The organism is Maritalea porphyrae (assembly GCF_030159895.1).
Taxonomy (GTDB): Bacteria; Pseudomonadota; Alphaproteobacteria; order Rhizobiales; family Devosiaceae; genus Maritalea; species Maritalea porphyrae.
Genome location: NZ_BSNI01000002.1, coordinates 2,322,956 through 2,339,305 on the forward strand (window position 1 = coordinate 2,322,956; position 16,350 = coordinate 2,339,305).

At 51.6% G+C, this 16,350-nt stretch carries 16 protein-coding genes; 10 read left to right on the plus strand and 6 right to left on the minus strand.

Features of this window, described 5'->3' with window-relative positions; translation table 11 throughout:
- Nucleotide 1: 1 nt before the first annotated feature.
- The 4 genes from QQL65_RS14790 to QQL65_RS14805 form a co-directional block, all read right to left on the minus strand.
- Nucleotides 2-1,489 carry an aldehyde dehydrogenase gene (locus QQL65_RS14790; protein ID WP_284365743.1) on the minus strand — a complete coding sequence of 496 codons (1,488 nt, stop codon included), beginning with the start codon at nucleotides 1,487-1,489 and terminating at the stop codon, nucleotides 2-4.
- Entirely contained in the window at nucleotides 1,486-2,973 is a 1,488-nt protein-coding gene (locus tag QQL65_RS14795) for a tripartite tricarboxylate transporter permease (RefSeq protein WP_284365744.1), read from the minus strand. Before QQL65_RS14795 ends, QQL65_RS14790 begins: the two co-directional genes overlap by 4 nt.
- A gap of 9 nt (nucleotides 2,974-2,982) precedes the next feature.
- A complete protein-coding gene (locus tag QQL65_RS14800) occupies nucleotides 2,983-3,561 on the minus strand; it encodes a tripartite tricarboxylate transporter TctB family protein (protein WP_284365745.1) in 579 nt (192 codons plus the stop codon).
- 61 nt (nucleotides 3,562-3,622) lie between these two features.
- The gene (locus QQL65_RS14805; RefSeq protein ID WP_284365746.1) at nucleotides 3,623-4,564 is read right to left on the minus strand and encodes a tripartite tricarboxylate transporter substrate-binding protein; all 942 of its coding nucleotides are present in this window, start codon (nucleotides 4,562-4,564) and stop codon (nucleotides 3,623-3,625) included.
- A gap of 132 nt (nucleotides 4,565-4,696) precedes the next feature.
- Here QQL65_RS14805 and QQL65_RS14810 point away from each other — a divergent pair, with 132 nt between their 5' ends.
- Nucleotides 4,697-5,470: an IclR family transcriptional regulator gene (locus QQL65_RS14810; protein WP_284365747.1), complete on the plus strand. Its 774-nt coding sequence runs from the start codon at nucleotides 4,697-4,699 to the stop codon at nucleotides 5,468-5,470.
- Nucleotides 5,471-5,519: 49 nt separating this feature from the next.
- Complete coding sequence (locus QQL65_RS14815; RefSeq protein WP_284365748.1) at nucleotides 5,520-6,878, plus strand: aminotransferase class III-fold pyridoxal phosphate-dependent enzyme; 1,359 nt, start codon at nucleotides 5,520-5,522, stop codon at nucleotides 6,876-6,878.
- A gap of 14 nt (nucleotides 6,879-6,892) precedes the next feature.
- Here QQL65_RS14815 and hpaR read toward each other — a convergent pair whose 3' ends face one another.
- Complete coding sequence (gene hpaR / locus QQL65_RS14820) at nucleotides 6,893-7,345, minus strand: homoprotocatechuate degradation operon regulator HpaR (protein ID WP_284365749.1); 453 nt, start codon at nucleotides 7,343-7,345, stop codon at nucleotides 6,893-6,895.
- A gap of 127 nt (nucleotides 7,346-7,472) precedes the next feature.
- Here hpaR and QQL65_RS14825 point away from each other — a divergent pair, with 127 nt between their 5' ends.
- From QQL65_RS14825 to hpaI, 7 genes are read left to right on the plus strand one after another with little or no spacing between them, the layout of a single operon-like run.
- Nucleotides 7,473-7,865 carry a 5-carboxymethyl-2-hydroxymuconate Delta-isomerase gene (locus QQL65_RS14825; protein WP_284365750.1) on the plus strand — a complete coding sequence of 131 codons (393 nt, stop codon included), beginning with the start codon at nucleotides 7,473-7,475 and terminating at the stop codon, nucleotides 7,863-7,865.
- A 10-nt stretch (nucleotides 7,866-7,875) separates the two neighbouring features.
- Nucleotides 7,876-9,393, plus strand: coding sequence for a 5-carboxymethyl-2-hydroxymuconate semialdehyde dehydrogenase (gene hpaE, locus QQL65_RS14830; protein ID WP_284365751.1), 1,518 nt, complete (start codon nucleotides 7,876-7,878; stop codon nucleotides 9,391-9,393).
- Between the two features lie 60 nt (nucleotides 9,394-9,453).
- Complete coding sequence (gene hpaD / locus QQL65_RS14835; RefSeq protein ID WP_284365753.1) at nucleotides 9,454-10,434, plus strand: 3,4-dihydroxyphenylacetate 2,3-dioxygenase; 981 nt, start codon at nucleotides 9,454-9,456, stop codon at nucleotides 10,432-10,434.
- 8 nt (nucleotides 10,435-10,442) lie between these two features.
- Complete coding sequence (locus tag QQL65_RS14840) at nucleotides 10,443-11,852, plus strand: pyridoxal phosphate-dependent decarboxylase family protein (protein WP_284365754.1); 1,410 nt, start codon at nucleotides 10,443-10,445, stop codon at nucleotides 11,850-11,852.
- Nucleotides 11,852-12,712, plus strand: a complete 861-nt coding sequence (locus QQL65_RS14845; protein ID WP_284366305.1) for a fumarylacetoacetate hydrolase family protein — start codon at nucleotides 11,852-11,854, stop codon at nucleotides 12,710-12,712. The genes QQL65_RS14840 and QQL65_RS14845 overlap by 1 nt, the downstream gene beginning before the upstream one ends.
- Nucleotides 12,709-13,506 carry a 2-oxo-hept-4-ene-1,7-dioate hydratase gene (hpaH, locus tag QQL65_RS14850; protein ID WP_284365755.1) on the plus strand — a complete coding sequence of 266 codons (798 nt, stop codon included), beginning with the start codon at nucleotides 12,709-12,711 and terminating at the stop codon, nucleotides 13,504-13,506. Before QQL65_RS14845 ends, hpaH begins: the two co-directional genes overlap by 4 nt.
- A gap of 16 nt (nucleotides 13,507-13,522) precedes the next feature.
- Nucleotides 13,523-14,290: a 4-hydroxy-2-oxoheptanedioate aldolase gene (hpaI, locus tag QQL65_RS14855; RefSeq protein WP_284365756.1), complete on the plus strand. Its 768-nt coding sequence runs from the start codon at nucleotides 13,523-13,525 to the stop codon at nucleotides 14,288-14,290.
- On the opposite strand, the gene QQL65_RS14860 is transcribed toward hpaI, so the two are convergent.
- A complete protein-coding gene (locus tag QQL65_RS14860; protein ID WP_284365757.1) occupies nucleotides 14,287-15,771 on the minus strand; it encodes a diguanylate cyclase domain-containing protein in 1,485 nt (494 codons plus the stop codon). The two genes, hpaI and QQL65_RS14860, sit on opposite strands and share 4 nt — an antisense overlap.
- 202 nt (nucleotides 15,772-15,973) lie before the next feature.
- Here QQL65_RS14860 and QQL65_RS14865 point away from each other — a divergent pair, with 202 nt between their 5' ends.
- The gene (locus tag QQL65_RS14865) at nucleotides 15,974-16,294 is read left to right on the plus strand and encodes a hypothetical protein (RefSeq protein ID WP_284365758.1); all 321 of its coding nucleotides are present in this window, start codon (nucleotides 15,974-15,976) and stop codon (nucleotides 16,292-16,294) included.
- Nucleotides 16,295-16,350 lie beyond the last annotated feature (56 nt).

The window sequence follows — 16,350 nt, forward strand, 5'->3', positions numbered from 1 at the left end:
CTCACAAACTGATCCATGCGGTTTTTAGGTTTTCATATTTTTCCAGCGCATGAAGCGACTTATCTGCCCCATTGCCAGATTGCTTCATTCCCGCCAACGGCACATTGTTGCCCGCTCCACCATAAGTATTCACATGCACAACGCCTGATTTGATGTTGCGGACCATTCGATGCGCGCGAGATAGTTTGGACGTCCAAACGGCGGCAGCAAGGCCAAAGTCTGTGCCATTCGCCAGCGCAACAGCTTCTTCTTCATTCTCGAATGGCGTGACAGCAACAACCGGCCCAAACACTTCATGTTGGAAAAGGTCCATCTCCGGCCTCACGTCAGCAAAAATGGTGGGCTGCATATAGTAGCCACCGCTTGCTGCATGAAGCTGCTGACCACCACAAACCAGTCGCGCACCTTCCGCAACGGCGCGTTCAACAAAGGCCAAATCACCTTCAAGCTGCTGCTTGGTGCTAATCGCGCCGATGTTATTGGCGAGATCAAGTGGATCGCCAACCTTCAGCTTTTCGGCTTGGTTTTTCAGCCTTTCAATAAACTCATCATAGATAGCTCGCTCGACAAGTATCCGCGAACCCGCGACGCAAACTTCACCCGAATTTCGGAATATGCCCGCAGCCGAAACTTTGGCGGCTTGGTCCAAGTCTTCAGCGTCGGCAAAAATCACGTTTGGGGATTTGCCCCCCAGTTCCAAATAGAGCCGCTTCATATTTGAGCGCGCCGCATACTCCATCAAGCGCCGCCCGGTACCGCCTGAGCCCGTAAATGCAATGATATCAATGTCATTGTGCAACCCCATCGCTTCACCGGCCACAGCGCCATTGCCAGTAATCACATTCAAAACGCCGGGCGGCAATCCAGCTTCAAGGCATATATCCGCCAATCGCAACAAGCTTAGCGACGCGGCTTCTGAAGGTTTGAGCACAACGCTATTACCTGCCGCCAAGGCGGGCGCAATTTTCCAAGCACCAATCATCAAAGGGAAATTCCACGGCACGATGGCTCCAACAACGCCCACTGGTTCGCGATGCACCAGCGCCAGCACATTGTCTGCCGTGGGCGCAATTTCACCATAGACCTTGTCGATTGCCTCTGCGTAAAAGCGAAATGTACCAGCGGCAGAGCCCGGCTCAGCTTTTATTGCCATGCAAATTTCTGTGCCATTGTCGCGCACGCCCAAAACCGCCAGTTCCTTTGCGTTCTGAGCGATCAGGTCAGCAATGCGGTGCATAATTCTCATGCGACCCTGCGGCGCCATGCGGGACCAATCACCGCGCTCAAATGAATTACGTGCGGAAGAAACGGCGACATCCACATCAGCTGCTGATGCGGCAGCAATCGTTGTGATCTTTTGTCCATCAATTGGACTGACAACATCGATCTCCGCGCCATTTTCAGCGTCTTGCCATTTGCCGTTGATCAGCAATTGTTGCGGCTTGATCTCTTTGTGCCGAAGCGCATCAATTTCTGTTTGCGTAATCATTTGGCAGTTCCCTTTGATGGCTTAGTGCGCAATAGCGAGAAGATATGCGCACCGAGTACAATGATTATTAAGCCGAAAATGACTTGCGCCACTGGCCGTTCTATAAAATCCCATGCGGTTTCCACTCGCGCCATGCTGGTGCGAAACTTCACTTCCATGATACCGCCGAGAACCATGCCCAAAATGATCGGCACAATCGGCAATTTGAGGCACTTAAGCATCAGTCCAAACATGCCAAAAGCCGCCGCGATGGCGCAGTCGATGATCGAGTTGCGCAGGGAATAGACGCCGACAAAGCTGAGCACCAAAATCACCATGCCCAAAAATCGGTTGGGGATGCGCACAACGTGAGTTAGCCAGCGCGTCGCACCCAGCAAAAAGGCAAAGGCGAGAACATTCAATGCAATCAACGCCAAATAAAGGCTGAGGATAAAATCGAACTCATTGGCGAAGAGCTGCGGCCCGGGAATGACGTTATGGACGTAAAACACTGAAAGCATCATCGCGGTCAGCGCTTCGCCTGGGATGCCCAGCGCCAACAATGGGATCATCGCCGCTGCAGGCACCGCATTGTTCGCCGCTTCAGATGCAACCAAGCCTTCCGGTGCGCCTTTGCCGAATTTTTCGCCATTGCCAGATGTTTTGCGCGCAAGCGAATAAGAAAAGAACTGAGCCAAAAACTCCCCGACGCCGGGGATCATGCCCATCACAACGCCAAAACTGGCAGATGGCAGCACAATTTTTGGCATCCGCAATACTTCCTTGAAACCGTCGAACAAGCGCCCAACAATTGCGGGCGGTTTGTTGTCTTCATCTTCTCCCACCAAAAGTAAAAATGCTTGAGACAGCGCAAATAGGCCGAGGACTACAACGATCAGGTCAATCCCTGACGCAAGCCACGCCTGCTCGAACGTGAAGCGTTGGGTGTAGCGAATTGATTCAAGACCAATCGTGTTGATGAAAATGCCAAGGCAAAGCAGCGCCCCTGCAGCAAGTGCTTGTCCGCGATGGGTGACGACCACCAAAACCATACCCAACAACGCTGCAAGGAATATCTCGCGAGAGCCAAACATAGGTGCAACGGCTGCCAAAACCGGCGACAAGCAAATGAGCGCTATGATGGAAATGATTGCACCGCAAAAACTCGCTCCAAACGCGAGTGACAAAGCACGGGTCGCCTCGCCGCGTTTGGTCATTGGGAAACCGTCATAAGTGGTGAGTGCATTCACTGCCGTGCCGGGCGTGTTGACCAAGATGGCTGGAATGGCGCCACCATACATGGAAGAACCATAAACACCGAGCAATAAGGTCAGCCCAACAATTGGTTCCATGGCAAAGGTTGCCGGCAACAATATTGCAATCGCGATTGCGGGCCCAACCCCAGGAATGGCGCCGATTACCACGCCGCCAATCGAGCCGATTAGCAGCGCGATCGCCACATCTATTCGGGCCAACGCACTTAGACTTGTCAAAAGGAGTTCCACTGACTGCTCCTACAAATACAAAATGGCAAAGCTGCGCAGTGCGTCAGGCAAAAACTCGTAAAAGGCCCCGCCCGGAATTTTGACCTGCAAGAAGCTTTTGAACACCACGACGATCAGAACCCCGGCCAAAATTGCAGACGCAAAATACTTTGTTTTGCGATAGCCAAGACGCCACGACATCAACAGCAAAAATCCAAGCGTTGTCGGCAAATAGCCAACGAGCGGCACCAACGAAACGTAGATCATGAACCACAGCACATACTCGCCGGCGCGCGCCCAAATCAGCACTTCAGCAACAAATCCGGGCGCTTGCAAACCGTTGCGGTGAAACCAGAATTGAACCATTTGGAAAAAGCCAAATATCAGCATGCCCACTATGCCAATGGCGGCCCAAAGCCCAGGTTGTTTTTCGAGTGGCATACCCTCAAAGAACTTAGTTTGACTGCCCAACTGACTGGCCAGAAACACCGCCACAAGGAAAGTGCAAACGCCAAACCAAACCAGCGCCGAGCTGTAAGGCGAAATGAAGTAATCTTCGACCTTGCCTTGCCGATTTGTTTTCGCCCCAATCTCATTTTCTTGGATCATAACCCGAATAAACCTGTTTCAGCATCTGCCGGGGCATGTAGCCCCGACAAGCATTGCATATCTATTCGGCGAATTTGGCAATAGAGTCAGCGATCACGCTATCCGCTGCTATCTGCGCCACAGATTCTTCTGCGCCTTTCCAATAAACACCTGCGCCGGTTTCTGCCGCCAACTTCATGGCCGCATCGCTTGCAAGTGCTTTTTGGGCCGCCGCCGCAATCTTTTCGCGCACGTCAGCTGGTGTGTCTTTATGCACAAACAACCCGTTCCAAAGCGCGATATTAAGCGAAGGCTCTAACTCGCCAACGGTTGGGCTATCTGGCACCAGCGGAATACGCTCTGAAGTGACCGTCGCCAAGACATTCACTTTGTCCAAGCAAGGCAAAATCAATTGAAGCGTTGTGTTGATCACATCCGCATCGCCAGAAGCAAGCGTGTTACAATCGAGCGCATCAAACGCAGCGTTAGAATAGTAAGATGTGCCGTTTGCCTCACCCAAGGCCATTGTTACTTGGGTCGGAATGAGGAACGAGCCGAAATGCCCAAGCAACATTTTGTTGTCTTTTGAATAAGCCGCCAACTCATCCATTGTTTGATAAGGCGCATTCTTGGATGCTGCGATCACAAATGGATAAGTGAGGAAAATGCCAACTGGCTCAAACGGATCTGGGTTGAGCGCTGGGATGCCCACATAAGGACCGACAAGTGGCACATCCACAACGAACGAGCCAATTGTATAGCCATCCGCTGGCGCTTGCGCCACTTCGGCAGCGCCTGGGAATGGGCCGCCGCCACCGCCGGGCTTGTTCACGACCGCCGCTGGCACGCCATACATAGACTGAAACTCTTCCGCGATCATGCGGGTCAAAACATCTTCCAAATCACCTGGTGGAAATGGCACCACAAATGAAACTGGCTTTTCTGGATATTCAGCAAAACTTGGCGTAACCGCCCCCGCTACTGTTGCAGCTCCTAATAGAGCCGCCAAAATCATCGCACGCATAATGTCCTCCCCTACTGCGTTCGCACACCAACTGGTTCATTATTATCACCATCGGTACAATTAATGGTTGCATTGTGAAACAATCTGAGTCAAGATTTTTATTATCATGTGAATGAATTGAGTTTCTCGCCAATGAAAACTGTCGACAAAGCGATGCGCCTTCTAAGCTACTTCACGCCATCTCAACCCGAGATTGGCCTATCGGAGCTGGCGCGCCTTGCTGACCTTGATAAGGCAACCACGCGACGCATCCTCGTTTCACTCAGCAATCACCATTTCATCGAGCAGAACGGCCTCACCAAAGCCTATCGGCTGGGCAGCGGCTTCTTGCACTTGGCGCGCATACGCGAGGCAACAACGCCAATAACAGCCATTGCGAACCAAACGGTTGATTGGCTTTGCGAAATATCCGGCGAAACCGCCCATGCGAGCGTCGCCGGACCGGACGCCTTAATCACTGTCGCGCACAAAGAGCCAAACCGTGGCACTGTGGTGATGATCGACCCAACGGAACCACTGCCGTTTCACGCGACAGCATCCGGAATCACTTACTTAGCTTTCAGCCCTAACAGCCTGATCGAAAAAGTGTTTGCCCAAGAGTTGCACCGCCATACGGATCAAACCGAAACCAATCCTGAAGTGCTGCGCAAGCGGATAGACCAAGCACGCAATGATGGGTTCTATCTCAATGAGCATGGCTTTGAATCCGAAGTTGCGGGCATTGCCGCCCCCTATATCAATGCAGACGGTTCTGCTGCTGGCGCTATTGCTGTTGCCATGCCGATCAATCGAAAAACAAACGAAATTGTTGAGAAAACCAAGCGCCATGTGGCAGCAGCTTCTGCCCGCATCACAACCGCAATTGGTGGCGTCGTCCACCCAAACGTACAGCAGCTAATTACATGAAGCTGACTAACAAAAATCTGCCAACAAGTAGTTGTCTAGGGAGCAAATTATGCGCGATTCAAATTTCCTGAAAGAAAACAACGCCAAACATATGTGGCACCCAATGGCGCACCCGGCTGACATGCGATCCAATCCGCCAAAAATGATCACCGGTGCTTCAGGCGTCGAGATTACCGACATCGACGGGCACACAACCCTTGATGCTGTGGGCGGACTTTGGAATGCAAATCTTGGCTATTCAGTAGACAGCATCAAACACGCAATGACTGAGCAATTGATGGAATTGCCCTACTATTCCGCGTTCCGTGGCACCAGCAACGACAAGGCGGTTGAGCTGTCATATGAGTTGATGGAATGGTTTAAACCCGAAAAACTGGTGCGCGCCTTTTTCACCTCCGGCGGTTCAGATTCAGTTGAAACCTGCCTGCGCCTTGCCCGGCAATATCACAAAGTGCGCGGCGAAGGCGAACGCACCAAGTTCATTAGCCTCAAAAAGGGATATCACGGCACCCACTTTGGCGGCGCATCGGTGAATGGCAACGCAAATTTTAGACGCAATTACGAACCCCTGCTGCCGGGCTGTTTCCAACTCCCTGCCCCTTGGACCTATCGCAATCCGTTTGGCACAGACGACGCCCAAGAAATTGCCAATCGCATCATCGCGTTGATGGAAGAGGAAATTGCGTTCCAAGGCGCGGATACTATTGCTGCAATGATTATGGAGCCGGTGCTGGGTGCTGGTGGCGTTATCGTGCCGCATGAGACATTCATGCCAATGGTGCGCGATGTTTGTGACAAGCACGGCATTTTGCTGATCGCGGACGAAGTCATTACCGCATTTGGGCGTACGGGTGACGTTCACGGTTCGCGCCTTTGGGGTGTTGCACCAGATATGATGTGTACTGCAAAAGCGGTCACAAACTCTTATTTTCCTTTTGGTGCGGCAATGATTGGCGAAAAAGTCGCCGAAGCCTTTGAAAGCAACAAAGACGCGACAGGCAGCATCGGCCATGGCTACACCTATTCAGCCCACCCGGTGGGTTGTGCGGCCGCTCTTGCAACCTTGGCCGAAACAAAAAAGGCCCGCGTTTGGGAAAACGCCAAGGACCGCGGCATTGAGTTACAAGCTGGCTTGGCCCAACTCAAAGATAAACACCAAATTGTCGGCGACACACGCGGCATCGGCCTGATGGCGGCGGTGGAATTGGTTGCTGATCGAGACACAAAAGCGCCAGCATCAAAAGCGGCTGTCGGGGCGGCGTTTGACGGCGCTTATGAAGCAGGCGTGACCATCCGGGTGTCCGGCAACAACATTATATTGTCGCCTCCATTGGTCATCACCGCGACTGATGTTTCCCGAATTGTCGATGCAATTGATAAAGGGCTATCGGCTGCCGCCAACGCCTAGCAATAAAGGCGTCGCTATTTGGCGACGCCATTCACGCTTGTTTGCAATTCGTCGAGTAGATCTACGAGCTGGCGCAGCTTTTCTTCGCCATAGGCGTCAACAAGATCGTGATAGATGGCAGCACCCTTTGGCGAAACCGTTGCAATAAAACGCATTCCCTCTTCGGTCGCAGAAAAAAGCATCCGCCGACCATCATCTTTGTCGCGTCGCCCTTCAATCCAACCGTTTGCCTCAAGCGTTTTCAGCATCCGCGTCAAGCTTGGGGGCAAAATGCAGGCATGATGCGCCAGATGGCTCGCATCCAGCTCGCCCATTTCACTAAGAACCCGCAATACACGCCATTGCTGCTCTGTCAGCCCGTGCGCTGCTAACATGGGCCGAAAATGTGCCATAACCGCTTCGCGCGCTCGCAACAACACAATGGGCAATGACCGATTTGTAGTTTCCAATAATTGCTCTGACGTCATGCTGTGATTCTCATTTTCCATATACTAGGGTTTGCTGAAATCTCACGAATTTGCAAGAAAACATACCAATTGCGCATATTGACAATACCAACAGGTTTACTTAACATGTTAATTGTTAGGAGCGAATATGCCACACCTTCAACTTCAGTATTCTGACAATTTGCCCAGCCGCATTGATTTCGCGCAACTGTGCCGGGATCTAAATTCAACGCTCGCCGACACTCAATTATTTCCTGTTGGGGGCATTCGCGTCCGCGCCATTCCCGTCGCCGTATATTCTATCGCCGATAATCACGAAGAGAATAGTTTCTTGGACGCTGTATTGCGCATCGGCGTTGGCAGGTCACAAGAGCAAAAAAACATGGTCGGCAACAAGCTGACGGAGAAGCTCGAAGCAAAATGCACCAATTTGCTCGCGACCCCCCATTTCGCTTTGTCGCTCGAGATTGTCGAGATCAATCCAGAGTTCAGCTGGAAAACCAACTCCATTCACCCGCGCCTGAAAAACCAACCCAAATAGGACTGATTTTATGACCAGTTTTCAATCCAACTTGGATAAAGCCAATCGCTATTTGGAACGTTTCCGCGCTGAAGGTGTAAGCAACTACATCAATGGGGAAGCATGCCCCGCACAAGATGGCGCAACCTTTGAAAACATCACCCCGATTGATCTTACAAAACTTTGCGACGTCGCACGCGGCAAAGCCGCAGACATTGACCTTGCCGCGAAAGCAGCACACGCCGCTTTCAAAAACTGGTCCACAACGCCCGGCACCGAGCGCAAGCGCATTTTGCACGCAATCGCTGATGGCATTGAAGCACGGGCGGAAGAAATCGCCCTAATTGAGACAATGGACACCGGCCAGTCTATGCGCTTCATGTCAAAAGCAGCCCTGCGCGGCGCGGAAAACTTTAGGTTTTTTGCTGACCGTGCGCCAATGGCGCAAGATGGCCAGTCGTTGCGTAAAGAAGGTCAGATCAACATGACCACGCGCAGCGCTATTGGTCCAGTGGGCGTCATCACCCCGTGGAACACGCCCTTCATGTTGTCCACCTGGAAGATCGCCCCTGCATTAGCCGCCGGCTGCACAATTGTGCACAAACCAGCAGAGTTTTCGCCCATAACAGCGCGCCTGCTTGTGGAAATCGCCGAAGAAGCGGGCCTACCAAAAGGCGTATGGAACCTTGTGAACGGGTTTGGCGAGGATGCAGGCAAAGCATTGACCGAACACAAATTGATCAAAGCAATTGGATTTGTCGGCGAAAGCCGCACCGGATCAATGATTATGGCGCAAGGCGCACCAACCTTGAAACGCGTACACTTTGAACTGGGCGGCAAGAACCCCGTCATCGTGTTCGAAGATGCTGACCTAGACCGCGCCGCCGAAGCCGCTGTGTTCATGATCTATTCGCTCAATGGCGAACGCTGCACTTCGTCATCACGGCTACTGGTGGAACAATCGATCTACGAGCAATTCACCGCTAAAGTTGCACAAAAAGCCAGCCAAATCAAAGTCGGGCATCCGCTTGATCCCGCAACGACCATTGGCCCATTAATCCATCCAGAGCATGAGAAAAAAGTGCTCAGCTATTTCGACATCGCCAAGCAAGATGGGGTGACCATCGCTTTGGGCGGCAAAAAACATGATGGGCCAGGCGGCGGCTGCTATGTGCAACCGACATTGTTCACCAATGCCAACAACAATATGCGGATCGCGCAAGAAGAAATATTTGGACCGGTACTCGCCGCTATTCCATTCAAAGATGAAACCGAAGCATTGGAAATTGCGAACGACATTGATTATGGCCTTGCAGGCTATGTCTGGACCAATGACGTCACTCGCGCCTTCCGTGTGTCCGATCAATTGCAAGCGGGCATGGTGTGGGTAAACTCCGAAAACTCCCGACACCTGCCCTCACCCTTTGGCGGCGTCAAGTCATCAGGCATTGGTCGAGATGGCGGCGATTGGTCGTTTGACTTCTACATGGAAACAAAAAATGTCGCGTTTGCGACAACTGATCACAGAATCCCAAAATTAGGTGGATGATCGCAAAATACAATGCGAGCATGTGGGAGAGTCATGCGCGCGAACAGTTGAGGAAAATTCATGCCATTGCCAGAGCATAATCTTTATCCGCCCTTCAATGTGCTGCGCCTAAGCCATGTTGAATTCGTCGTAACCGATTTGGCAGCCAGCCGCGCATTCTATGTTGATACATTGGGCCTACAAGTCACCCACGAAGACGAGAATGAAATTTATCTACGTGCCATGGAAGAGCGCGGTCACCATTGCATCATCTTGCAAAAGGGCGAGAAAGCCCAAGCCAATGTTTTGGGCTTCAAGGTCTATGACGAGCCAGAACTGGACAAGGCAGAGAGTTATTTCCAATCAAAGGGCCGTCCAACCGAATGGATTGAACGCCCATTCCAGGGTCGGACACTTCGCACATCAGATTGTCATGGTATTCCGCTTGAGTTCTATTTCAAAATGGATCGGTTGGAACCGATTCACCAGAAATACAAGCTCTATAATGGGGTGAAGCCGCTGCGCATCGATCACTTCAACGTATTCTCGCAAAATGTCGATGAAAGCGTTGCCTTCTACGCAGACTTTGGCTTCCGCACCACCGAATATACCGAAGACGAGGAAAGCAAACGCCTTTGGGCCGCGTGGATGCACCGCAAAGGCGGCGTGCACGACATGGCTTTCACAAACGGTCTAGGCCCGCGCCTGCACCACACCGCTTTTTGGGTACCAAACCCACTCAACATTATCGACCTGCTCGATTTGATGTCGACCACTGGTTATGTCGCAAATATTGAGCGCGGCCCCGGCCGGCACGGCATTTCAAATGCGTTTTTCTTGTATATCTTGGACCCAGACGGTCACCGAATTGAAATTTATTGCTCAGACTATCAAACAGTTGACCCGGACCTTGAGCCAATCAAATGGGACCTAAAAGACCCACAGCGCCAAACCTTGTGGGGAGCGGCAGCGCCGCGCAGCTGGTTTGAACATGGCAGCACTTTCGCCAATGTGGAGCCCGTGATGTCTGATCTGAACGCCACACCAATCATTGCGCCATAGGAGCATTTATGGACTGGAACCAATTCCGCCAATGGGGCAAACGCTTTGTCGATTGGGGCGCAGACTATCGCGAAAACCTGCGCGACCGCCCCGTACGGGCGCAAACAAAGCCCGGCGAAATTATTGCGCAACTCCCAGACACCCCGCCTGAACAGGGCGAAGATATGGAAGCGATCTTTGCTGATTTTGAAGAAAAAATGATGCCCGGCATCACCCATTGGCAGCACCCGCGGTTCTTTGCGTACTTTCCGGCCAATGCCGCTCCAGCTTCTGTGTTGGCTGAAATGTTGGTCAATTCAATCGCGGCGCAGTGCATGTTGTGGCAAACATCACCTGCCGCCACAGAAGTTGAGACAAAAGTCCTTGATTGGTTGCGCCAAGCCATTGGCCTGCCCTCTGGGTTTACAGGCGTGATCCAAGACAGCGCCTCTTCAGCCACCCTCGCCGCCGTTTTGACCATGCGCGAACGCGCACTGAACTGGCAAGGCAACACAAAAGGATTGGCTGCGCACAAGCAGCTGCGCATTTATTGCTCTGACCAGGTGCACACCTCCATTGACCGCGCTATTTGGGTTGCGGGCATCGGCGAAGAAAACTTGGTCCGCATTCCGCACAAGGGCAAATTGCGCGGCATGGATGTGGACGCACTCAAAAAAGCAATCGCCGAAGATCGCGCCGCTGGTTTCATCCCTGCAGGTATCATAGCCTGCGTTGGCGGTACGTCTGTCGGCTCAACCGACAATATTGCAGACGTTATTGCTGTCGCCAAAGCTGAAGACCTATATACGCATATTGATGCGGCATGGGCCGGTGCGGCAATGATTTGCCCCGAGTTCCGTCATTTCTGGACGGGCATTGAAGGCGCTGACAGTATTGTCTTCAACCCGCACAAATGGCTGGGCGCACAATTTGATTGTTCTGCCCATTTCGTTGCTGATCCTGACGCACTTGTCAGCACGCTGGCGATCAAACCGGAATATCTCAAGACCCACGGCACCGATGGCATCATCAATTATTCTGAATGGTCCGTACCGCTAGGTCGGCGTTTTCGCGCGCTCAAAATCTGGTTCTTGCTACGTGCATATGGGCTTCAGGGTTTGCGCCAAATGATCCGCAACCATGTGGATTGGTCGCAGCAGCTTTTTGACAAATTGTCTGCTCATCCTGACTTTGAAATGATCACGGAGCCGATGCTATCGCTGTTCAGCTTCCGCTATGCGCCAAAAGGGGTTGATGATCTTGATGCGCTCAATTTGAAGCTGATCACCAACATCAATAATGATGGTCGCATCTACCTCACCCAAACAAAAATTGAGGGGCAATTTGTCATCCGCTTCCAGTGCGGTTCTTTCGATATGGAACAACGCGATATGGAATTTGCATACGATGTGATCACACAAATGGCAGCGCAGCTATGATGGATAGATTTATCTCCTACACCATCAAGGGCACGCCGATGTGGGGCGCAACTGATGGCAAAGACATTGTCGACCTATCGCCCCTCATGACACAATTTCCAACCTTGCGCGATGTGTTCCAGCTCAATGCCCAGAACGAAGCACTTGAATTGGCAGAAAAGTGCGAGATTTCGCGTGAATTGACCGGAACAGTTCTCGACATTCCAATACCAAATCCGGGCAAGATCATCTGCGTTGGTGTCAACTTCCCGGCCCGCAATGAAGAGTATAAAGATGGGCAAGAGGCCCCTCCAAACATGTCTTTGTTTGTGCGTTTTCCAAGCTCTTTCACCGGCCACAATTCACCGCTAATCCGACCAAAAGCTTCGCACCAACTCGACTATGAAGGCGAAATTGCAATCGTCATTGGCAAAGGCGGTCGGCACATTTCGCAACGTGAATCTCTTGATCACATTGCAGCCCTAACCATTTGTAACGAAGGCACAATTCGCGACTGGGTACGCCACGCAAAATTCAACGTCACGCAAGGCAAGAACTTCGACAAATCTGGCGCCATGGGCCCTTGGCTTGTGCCATTCAGCAATCCGCAACAGGTTGAAAACGCAGACATTATCACCCGCGTAAATGGCGAAATCCGCCAACAAGACAATACGACTCGCATGTTGTTCCCGATCCGTAAGCAAATCGAATATATCTCCACATTTACCACACTTGAACCCGGCGACATCATCGTCACCGGCACACCAACAGGCGCTGGCGCGCGGCTGGACCCTCCGCAGTTCTTAAAGCCCGGAGATAATATTGAAGTTGAAGTGTCCGGCGTGGGCACGCTCATCAACGGCGTTGAGGATGAGCAATGACACCGGAGCAAATCCAAACAGCCGCTGACGCCCTGTTTACGGCAGAGAAATCGCGCCAACAAACGGGCCTGATCTCACTCGCCCACCCGGACATGACAATGGATGATGCCTACGCCATTCAGTCTGCACTCGTTGGGAAGAAGCTTGAAGCAGGCGGCAAACAGCGCGGCTGGAAAATCGGTCTAACATCGAAAGCCATGCAATCTGCTCTGGGCATCGACATTCCGGACAGTGGTATTTTGTTTGAGGATATGTTCTTCGCCGACGGCGGCCAAATTCCGCGCAACCGCTTCATCCAACCACGCATTGAGGCAGAGATTGCCTTTGTGATGAAATCTGCAATCACCGGACCAGATATCACCCGTGAAGACGTGATTGCCGCAACGGATTATGTCTGCCCGTCCCTCGAGATTTTGGACACGCGCATATTGCGCCAAGATCCATCAACCGGAACACCGCGCAAAATCTTTGATACGATAGCCGACAATGCAGCGAACGCTGGAATTGTGCTTGGCGAGCAAAAGCACGGGATTGACGCGTTCGACCTACGCTGGGTCGGCGCAATTGTTGCCACGAATGATGAAGTTGAAGAAACCGGCCTTGGCGCAGGTGTTCTCAATGACCCAGTGATGGGCATTGTCTGGCTCGCTAATCGTCTGGCACAATATAATCAGTCTATTAGCGCAGGTGACGTCGTACTTTCCGGTTCATTTATTCGGCCAGTTGAAACACAGCACGGCGACAAAATTCATGCAGACTTTGGACCGTTCGGTCATGTCAATTGCACATTCTAGAACTTGAGGAAACCAAATGCCCGCACCAACAAACAAGTTCAAACAGGCCCTCAAAAATGGCGAAAAGCAAATTGGTTGCTGGATCGGCCTTGCCGATTCATATTGTGCAGAAATTGCCGCAAGTGCAGGATTTGATTGGCTTTTGGTCGATGGCGAACACGCACCTAACGATCTCCGCTCAATGCTTACGCAACTACAAATAATCGAAAAATCAAATTCGTCAGCTGCCGTACGACTGCCCATTGGCGAAACCTGGATGATCAAACAGGCCTTAGATGCCGGGGCACAAACGATTCTTGTGCCCATGGTGGAGAGCGCTGAGCAAGCACGAAAGTTGGTCAAAGCCTGCCACTACCCGCCAAACGGCGTACGCGGTGTCGGTGCTTCCCTCGCCCGCGCCTCAAACTTTGGCGGCATTCCTGACTATCTAACCACCGCAGACGAACAGATATGTTTGCTGGTGCAGGTTGAAAGCCAAGCTGGCATGGATGCGCTCGACGATATACTGGCGGTGGAAGGCATTGATGGTGTGTTTATCGGGCCAGCGGACCTCGCGGCCGATATGGGTTATCTCGGGAGCCCAAAGGAACCAAAGGTTATCAGCGCAATTGAAAATGCGATTTCAAAAATCGCAGCGTCAGACAAAGCGGCTGGCATCCTCACCCTGGACGAAACGTTCGCCAATAGATGCATGGCACTCGGCGCAACATTTGTTGCAGTTGGCATCGACGTAACGGCCTATGCCAATGCAATGCGCAACTTGGCAAGCAAGTTCAAGAGCTAAACAAATTTGCGGCGATCAATAGTGTTCCGACGGTCCGGATGATCGTTTGGCGCGGCTGCACGAACCGTCTGACCGCGCCCAAGTTCTTTAGCACGATATAGGGCTTGGTCCGCACTGCGGATTACAGTTTTGGCGGTCAAAGCGTCGTCTGGCCACCATGCAACGCCAATGCTGGCGCCAACAGCGGCGCTGCCATTGTCAAAGACCACCTCTTCACACACGCTTTCAATTATGCTGTCGCACAGCATCATCACACTGTCTTCGTCCAATCCATTGCGCAGCAATATGATGAATTCATCACCACCAACGCGGGCAGCCATACCTTTATCGCCAACAATATCTGCAATTCGGTTCGCAACCGTTTTGATCACCGCGTCACCGGCTTGGTGACCATAGGTGTCATTGACCGCCTTAAATTTATCAAGGTCGGTACAGATAATTGCACAACGGTCCAATTCGCCTTTGGCGATAATGTCATCTAGTTGATTGTCAAACTGCAGCCGGTTCGGCAGCCCAGTCAACGCGTCGTGCTCTGCCATAAATCGATTGCGTTCTTCACTAATTTGAATACGCGTAACGATCTTGGAATATCTATAGCCAATGAAGCCAAGACCCACAGCAATCAAGCCCAACAATCCCGCCAAAAATGGTATGGTTTGATCCCAAATATTGGTCGAAGGCTTTGTCGCCTGCCACACCGCAACGATTTTGTCATTGCCCAGCCCACCGATTACCATTTGATCCAGTTCCGGGCTCGCTTCTGATTGCTCAACAATGGCAAACCGGCTCAACCCCAACTGGTCACGCACTTGCGCAAAAGCGAACTTGTTGAGCGGGCGGAAGGTGAACAATACTTTTGGATTTCCGTCTGGCAGAACCTCTAAAATGTCTGGGACAATTGCTTGCGCAACGGCCATACCCAACTGTCCTTCGACAATCCGATAGTCCGCCGCATAGATTGAAGTTTTTGACCACACAGGATCACCAATGGTGACAAACCCTTTGCCGCGCACCTTGCGATTAGCGAAATATTTTGTGCGTGCACGTTGTATCAAATCGAAATTGGCAACAATATTTGCCAAGCCATCGTTGGGATCCATCAACTGGTCACGATAAACTGTAACTTCGGGGCGCCCTTCCTCATCAACGACGATGACGTGCTCCAAATCCATTTCGTCCCAACTGCCATCAACGATTTCTTCCTCGACAAAATCCATGTCGATATCATCTCGGTAAAACGCATAAACGCTTTCATCCCAGTACGAAATGTCGGATTGGTCGTCCGCAAGGTCCTGAAGTTCGAGTTGGACTTCTTTAGCAACGAGGTTCGCCTCTGCCTCATGTTGCACCTTGTTGGCGACATCGCCAGCGGTGCTCAAAACGTAGAAGTTTGACCCGGCAAAACCCACAACAATAGCCGCGCAGAGCACATAAATGCCGATTGCCAAGTTGAATTTGAAACCACTTTTTGCAGCAGCCATAGCTAAACTCCCCGAAATCCTACGAATAATCTAATCTGGGAAGCTGAATTCGGCGCTAAAAGACATGGTTTTTAAAGGGTTAAGCAAATCACAGGGCGCGCCGGCACCATATGAACCCAAAATGAACACCACGTTCCCATTCCACTCATTTCGCGCAGCCTAATGTGCTCCCTATCAAAACACACAACCATTGGGGAATATCATGACAATTCAAAACATTACTTCAGCCACACTACTCGCACTTACTCTTAGCCTATCAGGCATCACATTTGCCCAAGCCGCAGACAATGTAGCGCCGGAGATCACATTTGATGATGGGCAATTGTTCCAGAACTGCATGTTGGACGGTGGCAAAACAAGAAACGGCAAGAAAACCTATAGCTGCACGCATGACGGCAAAACCACAACTTGCGACAAGAAACCCGTAGACAAAGACGCCCCCTGCTCAACCGAAGCAACCTCTGAGCGCAAAAACGCGTTTAGATCTAACTTGTTCACTAGCTTTGTGGTGATGAAGCGGTAGCGAACACGCCTCGCGAAAAACCCATGCACAAGCCGCGCTTGTGCATGTTGTGCGTT

Bases quoted from the DNA above. Each gene is read 5' to 3' on its own strand.
- QQL65_RS14815 (WP_284365748.1), top strand. From the start codon at position 5,520: ATGCGCGATTCAAATTTCCTGAAAGAAAACAACGCCAAACATATGTGG.
- QQL65_RS14790 (WP_284365743.1), bottom strand. From the start codon at position 1,489: ATGATTACGCAAACAGAAATTGATGCGCTTCGGCACAAAGAGATCAAG.
- hpaD (WP_284365753.1), top strand. From the start codon at position 9,454: ATGCCATTGCCAGAGCATAATCTTTATCCGCCCTTCAATGTGCTGCGC.
- QQL65_RS14825 (WP_284365750.1), top strand. From the start codon at position 7,473: ATGCCACACCTTCAACTTCAGTATTCTGACAATTTGCCCAGCCGCATT.
- QQL65_RS14865 (WP_284365758.1), top strand. From the start codon at position 15,974: ATGACAATTCAAAACATTACTTCAGCCACACTACTCGCACTTACTCTT.
- QQL65_RS14840 (WP_284365754.1), top strand. From the start codon at position 10,443: ATGGACTGGAACCAATTCCGCCAATGGGGCAAACGCTTTGTCGATTGG.
- QQL65_RS14860 (WP_284365757.1), bottom strand. From the start codon at position 15,771: ATGGCTGCTGCAAAAAGTGGTTTCAAATTCAACTTGGCAATCGGCATT.
- hpaR (WP_284365749.1), bottom strand. From the start codon at position 7,345: ATGACGTCAGAGCAATTATTGGAAACTACAAATCGGTCATTGCCCATT.
- QQL65_RS14845 (WP_284366305.1), top strand. From the start codon at position 11,852: ATGGATAGATTTATCTCCTACACCATCAAGGGCACGCCGATGTGGGGC.
- hpaE (WP_284365751.1), top strand. From the start codon at position 7,876: ATGACCAGTTTTCAATCCAACTTGGATAAAGCCAATCGCTATTTGGAA.
- QQL65_RS14810 (WP_284365747.1), top strand. From the start codon at position 4,697: ATGAAAACTGTCGACAAAGCGATGCGCCTTCTAAGCTACTTCACGCCA.
- QQL65_RS14800 (WP_284365745.1), bottom strand. From the start codon at position 3,561: ATGATCCAAGAAAATGAGATTGGGGCGAAAACAAATCGGCAAGGCAAG.
- hpaI (WP_284365756.1), top strand. From the start codon at position 13,523: ATGCCCGCACCAACAAACAAGTTCAAACAGGCCCTCAAAAATGGCGAA.
- QQL65_RS14805 (WP_284365746.1), bottom strand. From the start codon at position 4,564: ATGCGTGCGATGATTTTGGCGGCTCTATTAGGAGCTGCAACAGTAGCG.
- hpaH (WP_284365755.1), top strand. From the start codon at position 12,709: ATGACACCGGAGCAAATCCAAACAGCCGCTGACGCCCTGTTTACGGCA.